A 17,182-nucleotide genomic window follows, 5' to 3' on the forward strand; every position below is an offset into this window, starting at 1 on the left:
TCACTATATTAAAAAGCTATATGGAAAAGACTGCGGCCAGGTGCATGTGGTTTCCCCCCCATACCTGCGCGGGCGCCGGCCGATAAGGTTGGACTTCTGCTTTGCCAATCTCATCGGGACTACTTTCCATGGCGAATTCCAATTTCAATAAGAAACAGATGGCGGTGCTCGTCACGGGCGCCTGCCTGGTCATGTCGCAGGCTTCGGCGATCGGCAACAATTGTCCGGCGGCGGTCGGCGGCATCATCACGGTCGACAACATCACAATCAATAACACCTGCACTGTCGGGACGGGCGAGAGTATCACCGTCACGGCCACCGGCGTCGTCACCGTGCCTCTGGCAAACACGCCGAATAATGGCGTCGAGGTGAAGGCCGGCGTCAGCGCCGCCTCCATCAGCAACGCCGGCACCATCAACCCGGTGGCGGTGGCCGTCAATATCGAGGGCTCGCTGACCGGTGGCATTAGCAATACCGGTACCATCGCGTCCACCGGGCCGTGGGGCGGCGTGACCGAGGAGGGCATCCGGCTCAACGGGGCCAATCTGGGCGGCGCCATCAGCAACGGCCCGGCCGGCGTGATCAGCGCGGTCAACGGGACGGCGATTCACCTGATCGGTAGTGTCGTGCAGGGAGGCATCAGCAATGCCGCCGGGGGCGAGATCGGCGGCGCGGGTGGTTTTGCCGGTCTCGACATGAACAACTCGCAAATTGGGGTGGGTATCACCAATCATGGGCACATTGGCGTCACGGCCGGGCAAAACGGGCGCGGCATCGCGATCGCCAATAATTCCACCGTCAGCGGCGACCTCATCAACAGTGGCACCATCGATGCCAAGGGAGGCTATGCGGCGTTGCGGATCACCGCCAGTACTGTCTCTGGCAAGCTGAGTAATAGCGGCGTCATCGGCGGCCTTATGACGCTGGAGGGCATCATTGTCGAAACCAATTCGACGGTCGACCTGATCGAAAACATGGCGCAAGGCAGCATCAGTGCCGGCTATGAAGTGATCTCGGTCGCCAACTCGGTTGTGAACAAGGGCATTGCGAATGCCGGCAGCCTGAGCGGCATGCACGGAATCACTTTGTCGAGCGCGACCATCAATGCCGGGGGAATCGTGAACGAGGTGGGCGCGCAGATGCACAACGACCGGGGCATGAACGTGTATTCCTCGCAAATCACCGGCGACATCGTCAATCGCGGCCTGATCGATGGCGGCGAGGGCGGCATCATGCTGTACGGGACGACTACGTTGGCCGGCAACATCAGCAATTCCGGCACCATTACCGCCAGCGATGACGCCATTTCGCTCGACGGTGCGCAACTGACGGGCACGCTTGCCAACACTGCCACGATCAGCAGTAGCTCCGGCAATGGCATCGGCTTGCTGGGAGGTACGACTACCGTATCCGTCAGCAACAGCGCCGCAGGCACCATCAGCGCCGCCAACGGCAGCGCCATCAAGCTCGATGGCGCGGCCACAAGCATCGCCACCGGCATCTCGAACGCCGGGGCCTTGTCCGGCGCGCGCGGCATCTTGCTCAGCAATGGCGCGTCGGTGACGGCGGGCGGCATTGGCAATGTGCTTGGCGCGAGCATCGTCAGCACCGATACCGGCATCTCGGTCGCCGATTCGGCAGTGCATGGCAGCATCACCAACGCCGGCAGCATCAGCGGGACGACCAACGGTATTGCCGTTTCCGGCACAGCCAATGTCGATGCGATCGTAAACAGCGGCACCATCGACGGCGCCAGTTCATTGAACTTGGGCAATGCCGGCAACGCGTTCACGGCGAGCAATACCGGCGCCCTGAACGGGGCAGTTGCGCTTGGCATTAATACCCTGACCATCCTGGGCAGCACCGCCACTGTGAACGGCGACGTGACCGGCGGCGCCGGCAGCAAGGTTAACATTGGCACCAGTGGCATCACGACTGCGTCGATGACGGCCGGTGGCAACTTTGCCGGACTGAGCGAGCTGAACATCAGTCAGGGCAGCGTCTTGCGCTCGACCAGCGCCCTGTCCATCGGCGCCACCAGCATGACCAACCGCGGCATCCTGTCGATCGCGACCGGACACACGGTCACCTTGACCGGCGACTACATCCAGGCCGCCACCGGCGTGTTCCGCACCGGCCTGACCAATGCCTCCACGTATGGGCGCCTGAACGTAACCGGCAACGTCGACATGTCGGCCGGCAGCAATGTCGACGTGGACGTGAGCGGCGCACCGGTCCTGGCCAACGGCACAGTCATTCCAGCCGTGATCCTGGCCAGCGGCACGCTGACCACTGCCAACACCATTCCGGTGACCGACAACAGTTTCCTGTTCGATTTGACGGGCGTGAAAAACGGCAAACAGCTCGATCTGGTGATTGTTGTCGCGCCGACGCCGACACCGACGCCGACACCGACGCCGACACCGACGCCGACACCGACACCGACGCCAACGCCGACGCCGACGCCGACGCCGACGCCGACGCCGACGCCGACGCCGACGCCGACGCCGACGCCGACGCCGACGCCGACGCCGACGCCGACACCGGTACCAACCCCGACTCCGGTGCCGACGCCGACGCCGGTACCAACACCGACTCCGGTGCCGACCCCGACGCCGACACCGGTTCCGACGCCGACACCAGTGCCAACACCGGTTCCTACACCGGTGCCAACGCCCGTGCCGACCCCGGTCCCGACACCGGTGCCGCCCAATACCGCCACCGGTGCGGCACTGGCCAGCGGCAACTTCGCTGGCGGCGGCGCCGCGCGCGTGCTCGACACCCTGATTGCCAGCGGCGTCGGTGGCGACATGGGCCAGGTGGTCACCGCGCTGGGCAAGCTGTCCACCGCCAGGGAAGTGTCGGACGCCGTCAGCCAGACCCTGCCGCTGGTATCGGGAGGGACGGCCGCCTCAGTCGCCAGCACCATGAACCTGACCGACCGCGTGGTGCAGGCCCGCATCGAATCGAACCGCGGCCTGTCGGCGGGCGACCGTTATGGCGCCAGCCGCAACGCCTGGGTCAAGCCGTTCGGTTCCTGGGCACGCCAGAGCGCGAGGGACGGCACGGCAGGTTTTGAAGCCGACAGCGGCGGCATCATCGTCGGGGCCGATGGCGCCGTCAGCACCGCCGACCGCATCGGCATGGCCTTCACCTACGCCAGGACCAAGCTGGAAGGCAACGGCGTGACTCCGCAACGGGCCGACATCGACATGCTGCAACTGATGGCCTACGGCAGCCATAACCTCGATCCGAACACGGACATCAACTGGCAGCTTGACGCCGGCGCCAACAAGACCGACGCCACCCGCACCATCAACTTCGGCGGCCTGACGCGGGTGGCAGGCAGCGATTACCGCGGCATGAGCCTGCATGCCGGCACCGGTATCGGACGTGTGGTGAGGCTGAGCGAAGAGACCAACGTCACGCCTTCGGTTCGGCTCGACTACACCACGGTCAAGAACAAGGCCTACACCGAATCCGGCGCCGGCGCCTTGAACCTGATCGTCGGCAGCCAGCGCGCCAAGCAGTTCATCCTCTACACCGACGCCAAGATGAACTACTCGCCATCGGCGGCCACGACGCTCTCGGCCAACCTCGGATTGGGATATGATTTCCTGGCCGAGCAAAGTTCGGTGGTGGCCAGCTTCGCCGGCGGTGGCGCGTCCTTCGTCACGCGCGGCGTCGATCCCAAGCCGCTGTTCATGCGGGCCGGCGCCGGCGTCACCATGCTGCAATCGGGAGGCATGGAAATCACCGGCCGTTACGATGCCGAAGCCTATCGCGGGTTCCGCAACCAGAGCATCTCCTTGAAACTGCGCAAGGAATTCTGAGCGGTAGCAGCGTAAGGCCCGACGTGTGCCGTTGCTCGTGACGGCACACGTTTTTTATTGGACTGACACTTGACAGGATACGACGATGGCAGCAGCAGGAGCAGCCGATCATTGGCAAGCGCATGCCCGGCAGTGGTCGCTCATCGGCGGCCCGCTGCGCCCGGGCGAGGACGATCTCGCCATCATGCGCACCATCCTCGGACCCGAGCCCGGCCTCGGCCTGCTGCTCGGCGTTACCCCCGAACTGACGGTGCTCAGCGAGCGTCTGGTCGCGGTTGAACGCGACGCCGCCATGATCGAGCGCCACTGGGCGCCGCGCGGCAGCGGCCAGTCGGTACGGCAGGGCGACTGGCTCGAACTGCCGCTTGCGCGCGACAGCGTCGACTTTGCCGTCGGCGACGGCAGCCTGAACATGCTGTGCCACGCGGCCGGCTATGCGCGTCTGTTCGCCCAGTTGCACAGCTGCCTGCGCGACCAGGCCACGCTGGCGCTGCGCGTGTTCACCGCGCCGGACCGGCCCGAGACCCCGGATCAGGTGGCCGATGCCGCCATGCGCGGCGCGATCGGCAGCTTTCACGCCTTCAAATGGCGCCTGGCGATGGCGCTGGTGGCCCAGGCGGGCGAGCCGAATATCGCCGTCAGCGATATTCGGGCGGCGTTCGACCGGCTCCTCCCCGAGCGCGGCATGCTGGCCGCGCGCGCCGGTTGGCCGCGCGCCGACATCGACACCATCGACGCCTACTGCGGATCGTCGGCGGTCTACAGCTTCCCCACGCTGGCCCAGCTGCGCGCGAGCATCCCCGCCGCGTACCAAGAGCTGGGCGTTTTCCACGGCAGCTACGAACTGGCGCAGTGCTGCCCAATCGTCGCACTGCGGCTGCACAAATGAGGGCGCCGGCGCAGGCCTGGCCGGAATTGGCCAGCGCCGTCAGCGCGGTCGCCTGGCCGCCGCTGTCGACCGGCTTGCCGGCCTCGGTACTGGCGCTGGCGCAGCAGCTCGAACACACGCAGTGGCTCACGCCGGCAGAACTCGATGTGCGCCAGCGGCGCCAGTTGCGTGAACTGCTGGCCTGGGCCGGCGTGCATTCGCCGCACTTCCAGGAGCGTCTGCGCGCCTGCGGCAGCACCATCGACGCACTGTGCGAAGCGGGTGGGCTGACGGCGCTGGCGCCGCTGTCGCGCCGCGAGCTGCAAGGCGACCTGGCGCGCATCGTATCGGACGCCATCCCGACAGACCACCAGCCCACGGGCCAGGTCAGCACCTCCGGGTCGAGCGGCACCCCAGTCACGCTCACGCGCACCGCGATCAACCAGATGTTCTGGCTGGCCTTCACCCTGCGCGACCACCTGTGGCAGCGGCGCGACTTCACGGCCACGCTCGCGGTCACGCGCGCCAATCTGAAGGATGACCATGCACTGGCGCTGCCCGATTGGGGGCCGCCCGCGTCGACCTTTTTTCGCACCGGCCCGGCCTACGCCATGCCAATCAACCGCGCGGTGGACCAGCAGCTCGACTGGCTGCTGGCCATCGGCCCGGCCTATTTTTTGACCTATCCGACCAACCTGGCGGCACTGCTCGACGAGATAAGCAAGCGTGGCTGCGCGCTGCCCGCCTTGCGCCAGATCCGCACCATCGGGGAAACGCTGGCGCCGGCGCTGCGCGAGCGCACCCGCGCCGTACTGGGCGTCGACATCGCCGATTGCTACAGCAGCCAGGAACTGGGCATCGTGGCGCTCCAGTGTCCCGACAGCGCGCTGTATCACTTGATGGCCGAAGGCTATATCACCGAGCTACTCGACGACGACGGCCAGCCCTGCGCGGCCGGCGCGGTCGGGCGCGTGGTGGTGACGGACCTGCACAACTTTGCTACGCCCCTGATTCGTTACGATATCGGCGACTATGCGCAGGCCGGGCCACCGTGTCCCTGCGGGCGCGGGCTGCCGACGCTGCGCCGCATCATGGGGCGCGAGCGCAATATGGTGACCATCAGGGGCAAGCGCCACTGGCCGCTAATGGGTTTTCACCGCTTCCGTGAGGTGGCGCCTGTTATCCAGTACCAGCTGGTGCAGCGCAGCGCGGAGGACATCGACGTCAACCTGGTGTGCTCGCGCCGGCCCGATGCGCTCGAAGAAGAGCGGCTTGGCGCCGTCATCCGGTCAGCGCTCGGCTATCCGTTCGCGCTGCGGTTTCATTACTTCAGCGACCGTATTGCGCTGCCCGCATCGGGCAAGTTCGAGGAATTTGTCAGCCTGCTGGCGTCTTGAGAAAATGATGAAGCGGCGTGTGCGGAAGCGGCGGCGCCGCCCGCACGCCGCCTTGTCACCGAAACGACGCGATGAAGCGCTGGAACCGGACCGCTCAGCGCCCGCTGCGCTTGAAGTCGCGGAAGCGGAAACCCAACCCGAACAGCACCACGAAGTAGGCCAGGCCGCTGCCGGCCACGATGGCGAACAGGGCGCCGGCGCGCAGCCATGGACGCGCTTGCAGCGCGGTCCAGTCGAGCTGGATCTTGCAGTAGTACGCGATCAGGCCCATCACGGCCACGGCGATGACCAGCTTGGCGAAGAACACAATCCAGCCCGGCTGCGGCACATAAATGCCGCGCTTGCGCAGCATGGTGTACAGCACGGCCGCGTTGATGCAGGCGCCCAGGCCGATCGACAGCGCCAGGCCTGCCACTTTCAAATACGGCACGAACACCAGGTTCATCAGCTGCACCGCCACCAGCACGCCGATGGCGATGCGCACCGGCGTGCGCACGTCCTGGCGCGCATAGAACGCCGGGGTGAGCGTCTTGACCAGGATAATGCCGACCAGGCCGGCGCTGTAGGCCATCAGCGGCATGGCCGAAGCGTGGACCGCCTTGGCGCTAAACGCGCCGTAATGGAACAGGGTGGCGATCATCGGTTCGGCCAGCATGGCCAGGCCGACCGAGGCGGGCAGGGCCAGCAGGAAGGTCAGGCGCAGGCCCCAGTTAAGCAGGGCCGAGTATTCGGAGGTATCGCCCTCGGCATTCGCCTTGGCCAGGCTGGGCAGCAAAATGGTGCCCAAGGCCACGCCCAGCATTGCCGTGGGAAATTCCATCAGGCGGTCGGCGTAGGTGAGGGCGGAGACGCTGCCGGCGCCCAGGCGCGAGGCGATGCCGGTATTGACCAGCAGGCTGATCTGGGCGGCGGAGACGGCGAACACGGCCGGTCCCATCTTTTTCAGCATGCGGTGCACGCCCGGGTCGCGCAGGGCGGCGATGGGATTGAGCGAAATGCGCGGCAGCATGCCGATTTTCATCAGGGAGGGAATCTGGATGCCCACCTGCAGCAGGCCGCCGACCACCACCGCGAAGGCCATCGCGTAAATCGGTTGCTCGAGGCGCTGGGCCAGGAACAGCGACGCCAGGATGAAGGAAATATTCAGCAGGACAGGGGTGAAGGCGGGAATCTTGAACTGGCGCCAGGTGTTGAGAATGCCGCTGGCCAGCGAGACGAAGGCCATGCAGATAATATAGGGGAACATCATGCGCGTCATGAAGACGGCGGCCTGCTCGGCCTGCGGCGTCTGCTTGGACGTGTCCATGATCCACATGATCAGCATCGGGGTGGCGATGATGCCGGCGATGGTGATCAGGAGGGTTGACCAGATCAGCACGGTGGCGACGCTGTCGACCAGCGGGCGCGTGCCTTCGTCGCCGTGCTGGGTCTTGACGTCGGCCAGGATCGGCACGAAGGCCTGGGCGAAGGCGCCCTCGGCAAACATGCGGCGCAGCAGGTTGGGAATGCGGAAGGCGACGTTGAAGGCATCGGTGAATTCCGAAGCGCCGAAGGCGCGCGCGAAAAGGCTTTCGCGCAGCAGGCCGGTGACGCGGGACAGCATGGTCATGCTGGAGATGGCAGCCAGGGTTTTGAGCAAGTTCATGGGCCGGGATTATAGCCCGGCAAGGGTGATGCGGACGGGGGCGGCCGACAAATGTTGATTTTTGAATTGCCCTTACCGGAACTTTTCGCTATAATCGAAGGCTGTACAGAATTCTGTTACGCAGACACTAATGTTTGGCAGGCACTGGTTTGACACACAAGGTGTAGAAAAAACACTGGTTTGACAGACGCTATTGTTTGCAAACGCAACTTGACCCCGATTTAGGAAATTCCATGGCAAATACCGCACAAGCACGCAAGCGCGCTCGTCAAGCAGTTAAGCAAAACGCTCACAATTCGTCGCAGCGTTCGACCCTGCGTACCGCTATCAAAGCAGTGCGCAAGGCTATCCAGGCTGGCGACAAAGCCGCCGCAGCGTCGATCTTCCAGGCATCCGTGTCGACCATCGACAGCATCGCCGACAAGAAAATCATCCACAAGAACAAGGCAGCGCGTCACAAGAGCCGTCTGGCTGCTGCTCTGAAAGCGCTGGCTTAATAGCCATCGCCGCTGGTGGACTTCGGTCCGCCGGTTGAGCTTGTGAGCATGTTCAAAAACCCGCCTGGCTTCGGCCCCGGCGGGTTTTTTTCGTTTGCAGTTTCCAAGTCGCAATTCTTAAACCGGGGTCAGACCCCGGTTTTGTTTGTCTGGGGTCTGACCCCGGCTTAAGAATTGCGACTTGGAAACTGCCCGGGTCCTCTTTATCGAAACCGGGCTTGTTTCTACACCGGGGTCAGACCCCCAACAAGCAAAACCGGGGTCTGACCCCGGTGTAGAAGCAAGCCCGGTTCCGGGTGCGCTTCAGATTTTCTTCATATCCCCGGCCGGCACTTCCACCCATTCCCCCGGCATCAAGGGGTGCGTGGCCAGCGAAAACGGGCCGATGCTGCTGCGTACCAGCCGCAGGGTCGGCAATCCCACCGCCGCCGTCATCCTGCGCACCTGCCGGTTTTTCCCCTCCTGCAAAGTAATCGCGATCCAGCTGGTCGGCTTGTCGGCGCGCACCCGGATCGGCGGCGTGCGCGGCCACAGCCAGCCCGGTTCGGCAATCTGCACCGCCTTGCACGGCTTGGTGACAAAGTCGCCCAGGTCGAGCGGCGCCTGCAGCCGCGCCAATGCCTCCGCACCGGGCGCGCCGTCCACCTGCACCAGGTAGGTCTTCGCTTCCTTGTGGTCCGGATGGGCGATGCTGTGCTGCAGGCGGCCATCGTCGGTGAGCAGCATCAGCCCTTCGCTGTCGGCGTCGAGCCGGCCGGCCGGGTAGATCCCGGGCGTGCGCAGGTAGTCGGCCAGCGTTTCGCGTCCCGCCTGGGGCGAGAACTGGCACAGCACCTGGAACGGCTTGTTAAAGAGAATGAGGGGCATAATTGAGTCGCTGGAAAGATGTTCGGCCCGCCGTTCGCCTGGCGGGTCATTTGTTAGTGTCGCAAAACCGTAGCGCCTAGTAAAATACTGGTGCATAATATGAAACGCGCGTCTTATGTCTTATAGAAGACTACAACTCTCGTCGTATTTATAGTAACCAATTCAGATTGCAGACCATGCCTGACAGACGCAACATTGTTGTCGCCTGCTATGCGTCCACTTCGGAGATCACGATGTATCAACATATCAAAGTACCTGCTGACGGCCAAAAAATCTCGGTCAACGCCGATTTTTCGCTGAATGTACCAGATAATCCAGTCATTCCCTACATCGAAGGCGATGGCACCGGCGTCGATATCAGCCCGGTCATGATCAAGGTCATCGACGCAGCCGTGGCCAAGGCCTACGGCGGCAAGCGCAAGATCAGCTGGATGGAAATCTATGCCGGCGAGAAGTCGACCACCGTGTACGGCCCGGACGTGTGGCTGCCGGAAGAAACCCTGGAAGTGCTGAAGGACTACGTTGTGTCGATCAAGGGACCGCTCACGACCCCGGTTGGCGGCGGCATCCGTTCGCTCAACGTCGCCCTGCGCCAGCAGCTCGACCTGTACGTCTGCCTGCGCCCGGTGCGTTACTTCACCGGCGTGCCTTCGCCAGTGCGTGAGCCAGAGAAGACCGACATGGTCATCTTCCGCGAAAACTCGGAAGACATCTACGCCGGTATCGAATACCAGCAAGGGTCCGAAGGCGCCAAGAAACTGATGGATTTCCTGATCAAGGAAATGGGCGTCACCAAGATCCGCTTCCCTGAGACTTCGGGCCTGGGCATCAAGCCAGTGTCGATCGAAGGCACCGAGCGCCTGGTGCGCAAGGCGATCCAGTACGCCGTCGACAATGACAAGCCTTCCGTGACCATCGTTCACAAAGGTAACATCATGAAGTACACCGAAGGCGGCTTCCGCGATTGGGCGTACGCACTGGCACAGAAAGAATTCGGCGCCGAGCTGATCGATGGTGGCCCATGGTGCAAGTTCAAGAATCCGAAGACCGGCAAGGACATCATCGTCAAGGATTCGATCGCCGATGCGTTCCTGCAGCAGATCCTGTTGCGTCCGGCCGAGTACAGCGTCATTGCGACCCTGAACCTGAACGGCGACTATATTTCCGACGCGCTGGCCGCACAAGTGGGCGGTATTGGCATCGCTCCGGGCGCCAACCTGTCGGACTCGGTCGCCATGTTCGAAGCGACCCACGGCACCGCGCCGAAGTACGCAGGCAAGGACTATGTGAACCCGGGTTCGCTGATCCTGTCGGCTGAAATGATGCTGCGTCACATGGGCTGGCTGGAAGCGGCTGACCTGATCATCTCGTCGATGCAAAAATCGATCGCTTCGAAAAAGGTTACCTATGACTTCGCGCGTTTGATGGAAGGCGCGACCCAAGTGTCGTGCTCCGGTTTCGGCGATGTGATGATCGAGCAGATGTAAGAATGTACGATTGCCGCCGCGCCCAGGCGCGGCGCATACAGCCCCGTTCTCGCAGGAGAGCGGGGCTTTTTGTTGTGCGCAGCCGCCGCGCATGCATGGCGCATGCGTTTAACAGGGGCAATTGCATGATGCGTTCGCTCGCATTGCTGGCCGTGGCATCGTCTCTGAGCGCTTGCCTGGACTTGAGTGGACCGTGCGGAAACGACCTCCCTTATCCGAATCGACCTCGCCGAATGGATATTCGACGCTGACGACCATCTGGAGAAATTGCGGCGCCACTGCGGGCTACGCGAAAGTCGTTGCAGTGCGCTCGAGCGGCACTGCCTTCGACGGCGAAGACAAAAGCACGTATGTGCTGGCGTCTGAGGGGGGGGGGGCACGCCCGTCACCGCCGCATGGGAAAGCCACGACGTGCTGCTGTAACGCTTGTCATCTGCCTCGCAAGGGTGCCGGTACGTCTGGAACTGATCAGGACGTTCCTTGGAGCGTACCCGGCATCAACGGCAAATTTACCATCATTACAGTTCTATCACAATTACTCCACGTCAGCCAGTTACTTTCCATTTTTCAACTGAGCGTCTCATTTTGCTCCAATAAAAACCAAATCTAACAAAAAACATTGAAACTGAGAACTATTTTCGATAAGATTTCCCCGTTGCACTATTGTCATTTTTAGCAACGCGAAGGCTGGCCGTCATGGTGAAACCTTGTGAGTTTGAAAACTGTCGCGTCATACTGAAGATGACGGGACGGCTCGTCATGCCGTCTGAGCGACCAATCAAAGCGACTGGAAATGGCGTCGCTGACATTGCCGCATGGCGTTTGCGGCCCATTTGACTTTCGTGGCATTTTTGGTTATTGGCGGCAACATGATACGCACGATGCCGCGTCGCCTGGATCTGTCCGTCAAAGCGCAGCAACGTACGGCCCCCTAACGAAACACAACGATTGATGCCTTTTATGGGCGCGTCTCGGCGTGCCTAATCCATCACAATAAAAAAGAACATGCTCCAGATCAGCCCTGTATTGTTTCGAACGTCGCGCCGCATCCTCAGCGCGCTTGCCTGCATCACTTTTGGCATGGCAACGACATCTGTCTTAGCCCAGCAAGATGTGTCCCCGAACGGAGTCTCAATTTCGATCCCCAACGGCAGCGCGGCCATCACGGTGGACGACATGAAACTGTCGAGCACGGCAGGAGCGGTGAGCTGGGGACGCGTCTGGACGGGCAAGGAGTGGAAGTTCAATCCGCATTGGGAAAGCCTGTCGCAAAGCTGGACCAACCTGACCAGCTCGTCGTCGAGCAGCTCAGGCGCTGTGGGCGTGGCAGGCAAGCCAATGGACGGCGACGGGGGCGGGGCATGCTGGGTCATGGTCGACGAAGACTGGAAACCGTCCACCGGCCTGGTGCTCATTGGCGACAAGCCGATCGGCATTGCCATGCTGTCGGAACGGACCACCCCCTTCAACAGCCTGATGGGCGAGAAGGATAAGGAAGACTATCCGACGCCGCGGTGGGTCTCTTCCGACTATTTTTCCTTGTGCATGCATGGGGATGGGCAAAAGACGGCGCCGGTGCGCGACCTGGAAGCGCTGCGCCGCAAGAACGAGCTGTACACGGGCGAGCAGGGCCGCTATGCCTATTCGAACCGGACCATGCTCGAAAAACGCGCGGTGGACGCCGTGCCGGACACGGCCAGCGCGACCGCGTACACGCAGCTGGCGGCGGGCAGCATGATCCTGGCGCCGGTCAAGATTGCCAATGGTTACCGCTGGAGCGACAAGACCGGCGAGTGGGTCAACTACAACACGCAGGGCCAGGTGGTGGCCTACGGCGACAAGAACAACAATACCGTCTGGATGGTGCGCGACAAGGGCGGCACCTTGCGCGGCGTGATCGACGCCAACGGGCGCGTCTTGTACAGCCTGCATTACACGGGCAATCTGATCACCGAAGTGCGCGATTACCCGATCGCCGGCATGGCGCTGGACCTGCCCGCGCGCAGCGTCAAGTACAAGTATGACGCGGCCAATCGCCTGGCCGAGGTGATCGACGCGCGCGGCAATTCGATGTTCTACGAATATGACACGAGCAACAACATCATCACGGTCACGGATCAGGAAGGGCGCAAAGAAAAGCTCGCCTATGCCGGCGGATCGGTCACCCAGCGCACGGCCGCCGACGGCGGCGTGACCGACTACGAGTTCGACTACGACGATGCCAACAAGCAGTTCTCGAGCCGCATTACGGGTCCGGAAACGGCCAGCGGACGGCGGGTGGACGACCTGACGCACGACCGTTCGGCCAAATTGGTGCGACGCGTAGTCAACGGGCGTGTCGATGAGGAATTGCGCTACGATTCCGGCGCGCGGGCCGAGACCAGCACCAACGCGCGTGGGTTCAGCACGCGTACCGCCTTTAACGAGTTTGAGCAAGTGGTCGAACTGACCCAGGAGGACGGCACGACGCTCAAGCGCGCTTACTCCGCCGTCAACCTCGCCCTGGTGGAAACCACTGATGAACTTGGCGTAAAGACGCGCTTCGAGCGTGATGCCAAAGGTAATATGAGCCGGCTTGTGGAAGCGGCCGGGACCGCCGACGAGCGCGTGACGGAATCGAAAGTCGATGAGCGCGGGTTTACCACCAGTACTACTGTCAAGGGACGCAGCGAAGCCAACGGCACCGTCACCGCCGATGCGGTCACCCTCATCAGCTATGATGCCCGCGGCAATATCGAAACCCTTACCGAACCTGAAAAGGGTCACTTCATCTTCGTGCATGACCGCACGGGAAATCGCGTCAGCCTGACAGATCCGCGCAAGTTAACCAGCGTCATGCAGTACGACGCCATGGGTCTTCTGGTGAAACGTACCAATGCCTTAAACAAGTCATGGCGTTTGGCCCGCGACAAAGTCGGCAATGTGCTTGTAACGACCGATCCGCTTGAGCGCAAGACAACTACGCGTTATGACGCCCTCAATCGGGTGTTGGACAGTGCGGCCGCGTCGTTGACGCCGGCAACCGTTGGTTATGACCACCAAGGCTCGCCGATCGTTCTGCGCGATGGAGATGGGCGAGAAAAGTTGATGGAGTACGATAACTTTCAGCGCATGAGCAAAATGGTCGATGGTATGGGTAACGCAACCCGGTTCAGCTATCAGATCGATGACGGAAGCGCGGACGGAACCTTGGGGAGCTTGAACTCGCCCACGGAAATCCGCTACCCAACCTATGTGCAACGCAACCGATATGACGCACTGGAACGCCCAACCGCGACCACCCTGGTCGAGCGCAATGGCGTCACGCACACTACGCAGAGTGGATACGATCTGCGCGGCTCCGCCAATGGCAACACCGACCACTATGGCAAGGCAGATACGGCGCAGCATAACCATTTTGGCCAGCCATTGATACAGACCGATCGACTCAAGAAAACGACCCGTTTGGCATACGACGCGCGTGGCAACTTGCTGGAAGTAACCGACGCTAAAGGCAACGTGCATCGCTTCGACTATGATCGTAACGGTCGCGTCGTCAAGGACAGGCTGGCCTTGGGGCAAACTGCACATACGTCGTATGACTTGGCGGGAAATGTTGAGCAGTATGTCGATTTTGATCAGAGTAAAATCCGGTTCACCTATGATGATGCGAATCGGCTGGTAAAAAAACTATTCTACGACAAGAGTGATGTGTTGCAACGCACGGTAAAGTACGACTGGAATGACGCTGATCGGTTGGCCGGGTGGAGCAACGACGACGCCGGCACGCAGTCCAGTGGCATCATTGCCTATGACGAGGCAAATCGCCATACGGGCGAGACGGTGACTTATCCGGGTGGATTCAAGATGGGCTATTCCTATTCTTACAGCCCAGGTGGCAAGAAGACCGCGTTAAAGTGGCCTGATGGCGCCGTGGTCGGCTACGGCTACAGTAAACATGGCGAGCTTGATACTGTCGAAGTGCCTGGCGAAGGCCGCATCAGCGTCAGCGCTTTCAACTGGACAGTCCCTTCCACGGCGATCCTGCCCGGAGGGACGATTCAAAGCAGAAAGTATGATGACCTGCTTAATCCTGTCCAGCTTGATGTGACAGCGCCTAATCAGCAGCCGTTGCTGAACTTGGTCAGCAAGTACGGCGCTCTCCAGGAGTTAAAGCAAGACGCGCGTACGGACGCCAACGCGGGGCTATCCACGGTGAAGTCGTACAGTTACGATGATGAGCTGCGCCTGAAAACAGTCGAGAGCGGAAGTGGCAGTGTACTAGGGAATGATACAGAGACATTCACGTTGGACGACGTTGCGAACCGGATCGCGCACAGCCGTGTTGTGGGTGCATGGACTTATGACGTCAATAATCGGCTCAAACAGCGGGGCACTGGTGCGGACGCGACCAGCTACGAGTATGACGATGCGGGGAGTCTTATCCTGAAAAAAGAACCGGGAAACGTGCTTACGCATTTTGTCTACGATCTGGAAAACCGGCTAATTGCCGTCAAGGATGGTTCGCAGCGCCTGATCGCACGCTACGGTTATGATGCAGTCGGCCGACGCATCTGGAAGGAGCAGTACCGGCACAGGAGCGGTGTCGCGCTGACGCCGGCAATGCGCACCTATTTCCTTTACGCCCAAGAAGGACTGATTGCGGAGGCGACCCAGCCGGTAACCCTGAACGCCGATCTGAGCGTGAGCGTCAATGGACCAGCATCCATCGCCACCCAATATGGTCCTCGTCCAGATTCGGCTTTCACGACGGGCACTTTGTTCATCAAGACCAAAAACAGCAATGGCCACGACACTGTTGGCTACTATCACCATGACCAGCGCTTGGCGCCGCTGCAGGCAACCGACCGCGCCGGCAACATCGTTTGGGCGGCCAGTTACGATGCATTTGGACAGGCACAGATCACCAGCCCCGCAGCAGGCGGTGCGCAGCCGACCATCGTGTCGAACCTGCGTTTGCCAGGGCAAATTGAGGATGCGGAAACTGGCTTACACTACAACTACTACAGGGACTACGATCCGCAGACGGGGCGGTATGTGCAGAGCGATCCGATTGGATTGCTCGGAGGTTTAAACACCTACGGCTATGTGGGAGGAGATCCACTCAATTTTTTTGATCCTTATGGTTTAGCCAAGAACATCGTTTTCCCTAAAAATACTGCGGAATATAAAGCTGCAGAGGGTGTTCCCGATAATCCGGGCAGATATACGATTTACGGACATGGCAAAGAGGGAATATTTGGACCAACCCCAGACAAAAAAGATGCAATCAGCGCCCAAGCTTTAGCAGAGATAATTAAGAAAGATCCCAACTACAAACCAGGTATGCCGATAGATATTATGAGTTGCGACGCTGGCACTGGAGCTAACTCGTATGTGGATCAACTGCATGGCGCCATGAATGGATCATCAGATGTTTCGGGTTTCGCTGGTTTAGTTTTATATGTGGCGCCACTGTGGCCGTTTTCTGCAACAGTCAAGCCTTTTCCTGCAGTCAGGAAAAAAACAGTGAAATGTAAATGCAATGGATAAGTTCGCTAAAGTTATTGGAGTATTTTGCTCCTTGCTTTTTTGCTTTTTTGCTTTCGTTTCTTTTAATTTTAGAAGTACGTCAACAATTCTAAGTGGCATGATTGTTGGTTCTGAGTTTTATGAAAAAACGCAAAATGCGATGCTATTTTTAATGATCTTTTTGATTGTTAATCCATTGCAAGTTTTTATTGTTCACGCATTGCTTAAGAAAGGCAGAATAGATGCGTTAAAGAAGTTTGTCTTCATATCTTTAGTCTGGTCGATTATGCTATCGTTAGCGGCGTATTATTTTTCTGGAGTCTTCCCGTTTAGGGTTCCTACAATAACAGGGTGACACAGCAGGTCTGATGCAAAGCGTTGATGCTACAACTATCACGGGATTAGGATTTGCAGACCGGCAGGCACATCCAGTCGGATCCCATTGGGCTTGACGGCGGCATTAACACCTATGGTTATTTTAACGGTAATCCCCTGAGCTATTTTCGATCTTTTGCGACTTAAGCCTGGAGATAATTTCGGGTAACCCGATGATGCCGCTTTCGATGCGGGTAATTTTGCACGAGGGAAGCCGGTGCTGGGATGCGAAAAATCGGTCCTGATACGAAAACCCAGCAGGAAACAATGGCGGCGGCGTACGAGGGGAGTTCTCCCGCCTTCCCGTGCCGTCACACATCTCGCCGTCCTCGGGGTTGGCGATAAAGCCCGCTGCTGTGCGCGGGTTTCAGGTACGACTTTTTTCAGCCGCGAAGAAAAAGCAAGAATGGGCTAGCAGCCTGTCGGACTTGGGATCGTCGGCTGCAAAAATACCTGGGACGGTCCATATTTCGCCGCTTTCTCGGCCAATAGCTTGCTATTGGCACTGCGAAATCGTCAAAATCTGGCCTCGCCCAGCCATTTTTTCGCTTCGACTCCCCAAGTCCGACAGGCTGCTAGCCTGAATTTTGCATAAAAAAGGGCAAGAATGCCGTAAGTGATTGATAAAATGTGAGTTATCCCTAAAACACAATTTCAACACGAACGCACCTTGCCCGGCATGAATTCTACCTCAGAGCAGCT

At 60.3% G+C, this 17,182-nt stretch carries 11 protein-coding genes; 8 read left to right on the top strand and 3 right to left on the bottom strand.

Features of this window, described 5'->3' with window-relative positions; all coding sequences use genetic code 11:
- Positions 1–128: 128 nt before the first annotated feature.
- The 3 genes from F2P46_RS14615 to F2P46_RS14625 all read left to right on the top strand — a co-directional run bounded on the left by F2P46_RS14615 (position 129) and on the right by F2P46_RS14625 (position 6,098).
- Positions 129–3,833 carry an autotransporter domain-containing protein gene (locus F2P46_RS14615; protein ID WP_166890728.1) on the top strand — a complete coding sequence of 1,235 codons (3,705 nt, stop codon included), beginning with the start codon at positions 129–131 and terminating at the stop codon, positions 3,831–3,833.
- A gap of 85 nt (positions 3,834–3,918) precedes the next feature.
- Complete coding sequence (locus F2P46_RS14620) at positions 3,919–4,722, top strand: class I SAM-dependent methyltransferase (protein ID WP_166890731.1); 804 nt, start codon at positions 3,919–3,921, stop codon at positions 4,720–4,722.
- Entirely contained in the window at positions 4,719–6,098 is a 1,380-nt protein-coding gene (locus F2P46_RS14625; RefSeq protein WP_166890734.1) for a phenylacetate--CoA ligase family protein, read from the top strand. The genes F2P46_RS14620 and F2P46_RS14625 overlap by 4 nt, the downstream gene beginning before the upstream one ends.
- A gap of 94 nt (positions 6,099–6,192) precedes the next feature.
- On the opposite strand, the gene murJ is transcribed toward F2P46_RS14625, so the two are convergent.
- A complete protein-coding gene (murJ, locus tag F2P46_RS14630; protein ID WP_166890738.1) occupies positions 6,193–7,743 on the bottom strand; it encodes a murein biosynthesis integral membrane protein MurJ in 1,551 nt (516 codons plus the stop codon).
- Between the two features lie 233 nt (positions 7,744–7,976).
- Here murJ and rpsT point away from each other — a divergent pair, with 233 nt between their 5' ends.
- The gene (gene rpsT / locus F2P46_RS14635; protein ID WP_054267030.1) at positions 7,977–8,240 is read left to right on the top strand and encodes a 30S ribosomal protein S20; all 264 of its coding nucleotides are present in this window, start codon (positions 7,977–7,979) and stop codon (positions 8,238–8,240) included.
- 303 nt (positions 8,241–8,543) lie between these two features.
- Here the strand turns inward: rpsT and F2P46_RS14640 are convergent, their stop codons facing one another.
- Entirely contained in the window at positions 8,544–9,107 is a 564-nt protein-coding gene (locus F2P46_RS14640; RefSeq protein WP_166890741.1) for a pseudouridine synthase, read from the bottom strand.
- Between the two features lie 233 nt (positions 9,108–9,340).
- On the opposite strand from F2P46_RS14640, the gene icd reads away from it, so the two are divergent.
- Entirely contained in the window at positions 9,341–10,594 is a 1,254-nt protein-coding gene (gene icd / locus F2P46_RS14645; protein ID WP_166890744.1) for an NADP-dependent isocitrate dehydrogenase, read from the top strand.
- Positions 10,595–11,226: 632 nt separating this feature from the next.
- Here the strand turns inward: icd and F2P46_RS14650 are convergent.
- The gene (locus F2P46_RS14650) at positions 11,227–11,514 is read right to left on the bottom strand and encodes a hypothetical protein (protein ID WP_166890747.1); all 288 of its coding nucleotides are present in this window, start codon (positions 11,512–11,514) and stop codon (positions 11,227–11,229) included.
- A gap of 85 nt (positions 11,515–11,599) precedes the next feature.
- Between F2P46_RS14650 and F2P46_RS14655 the strand changes: the two genes are divergently transcribed.
- From F2P46_RS14655 to F2P46_RS38805, 3 genes are read left to right on the top strand one after another with little or no spacing between them, the layout of a single operon-like run.
- Positions 11,600–16,126, top strand: a complete 4,527-nt coding sequence (locus tag F2P46_RS14655) for an RHS repeat-associated core domain-containing protein (protein ID WP_166890750.1) — start codon at positions 11,600–11,602, stop codon at positions 16,124–16,126.
- On the top strand, positions 16,119–16,460 hold the full coding sequence (locus tag F2P46_RS14660) for a hypothetical protein (protein ID WP_166890753.1): 342 nt from the start codon (positions 16,119–16,121) through the stop codon (positions 16,458–16,460). The genes F2P46_RS14655 and F2P46_RS14660 overlap by 8 nt, the downstream gene beginning before the upstream one ends.
- 53 nt (positions 16,461–16,513) lie before the next feature.
- Positions 16,514–16,627: an RHS repeat-associated core domain-containing protein gene (locus F2P46_RS38805; protein WP_166890756.1), complete on the top strand. Its 114-nt coding sequence runs from the start codon at positions 16,514–16,516 to the stop codon at positions 16,625–16,627.
- Positions 16,628–17,182: the final 555 nt, after the last annotated feature.

The sequence above is a fragment of the Massilia sp. CCM 8734 genome, from assembly GCF_011682155.1.
In the GTDB taxonomy this organism is placed as follows: Bacteria; Pseudomonadota; Gammaproteobacteria; order Burkholderiales; family Burkholderiaceae_D; genus Telluria_A; species Telluria_A rubra.

What these genes read in the sequence shown, in the direction of transcription:
- F2P46_RS14655 (WP_166890750.1), top strand. Translation starts at nt 11,600, where the DNA reads ATGCTCCAGATCAGCCCTGTATTGTTTCGAACGTCGCGCCGCATCCTC.
- rpsT (WP_054267030.1), top strand. Translation starts at nt 7,977, where the DNA reads ATGGCAAATACCGCACAAGCACGCAAGCGCGCTCGTCAAGCAGTTAAG.
- F2P46_RS14615 (WP_166890728.1), top strand. Translation starts at nt 129, where the DNA reads ATGGCGAATTCCAATTTCAATAAGAAACAGATGGCGGTGCTCGTCACG.
- F2P46_RS14640 (WP_166890741.1), bottom strand. Translation starts at nt 9,107, where the DNA reads ATGCCCCTCATTCTCTTTAACAAGCCGTTCCAGGTGCTGTGCCAGTTC.
- F2P46_RS14625 (WP_166890734.1), top strand. Translation starts at nt 4,719, where the DNA reads ATGAGGGCGCCGGCGCAGGCCTGGCCGGAATTGGCCAGCGCCGTCAGC.
- murJ (WP_166890738.1), bottom strand. Translation starts at nt 7,743, where the DNA reads ATGAACTTGCTCAAAACCCTGGCTGCCATCTCCAGCATGACCATGCTG.
- F2P46_RS14620 (WP_166890731.1), top strand. Translation starts at nt 3,919, where the DNA reads ATGGCAGCAGCAGGAGCAGCCGATCATTGGCAAGCGCATGCCCGGCAG.
- F2P46_RS14660 (WP_166890753.1), top strand. Translation starts at nt 16,119, where the DNA reads ATGGATAAGTTCGCTAAAGTTATTGGAGTATTTTGCTCCTTGCTTTTT.
- icd (WP_166890744.1), top strand. Translation starts at nt 9,341, where the DNA reads ATGTATCAACATATCAAAGTACCTGCTGACGGCCAAAAAATCTCGGTC.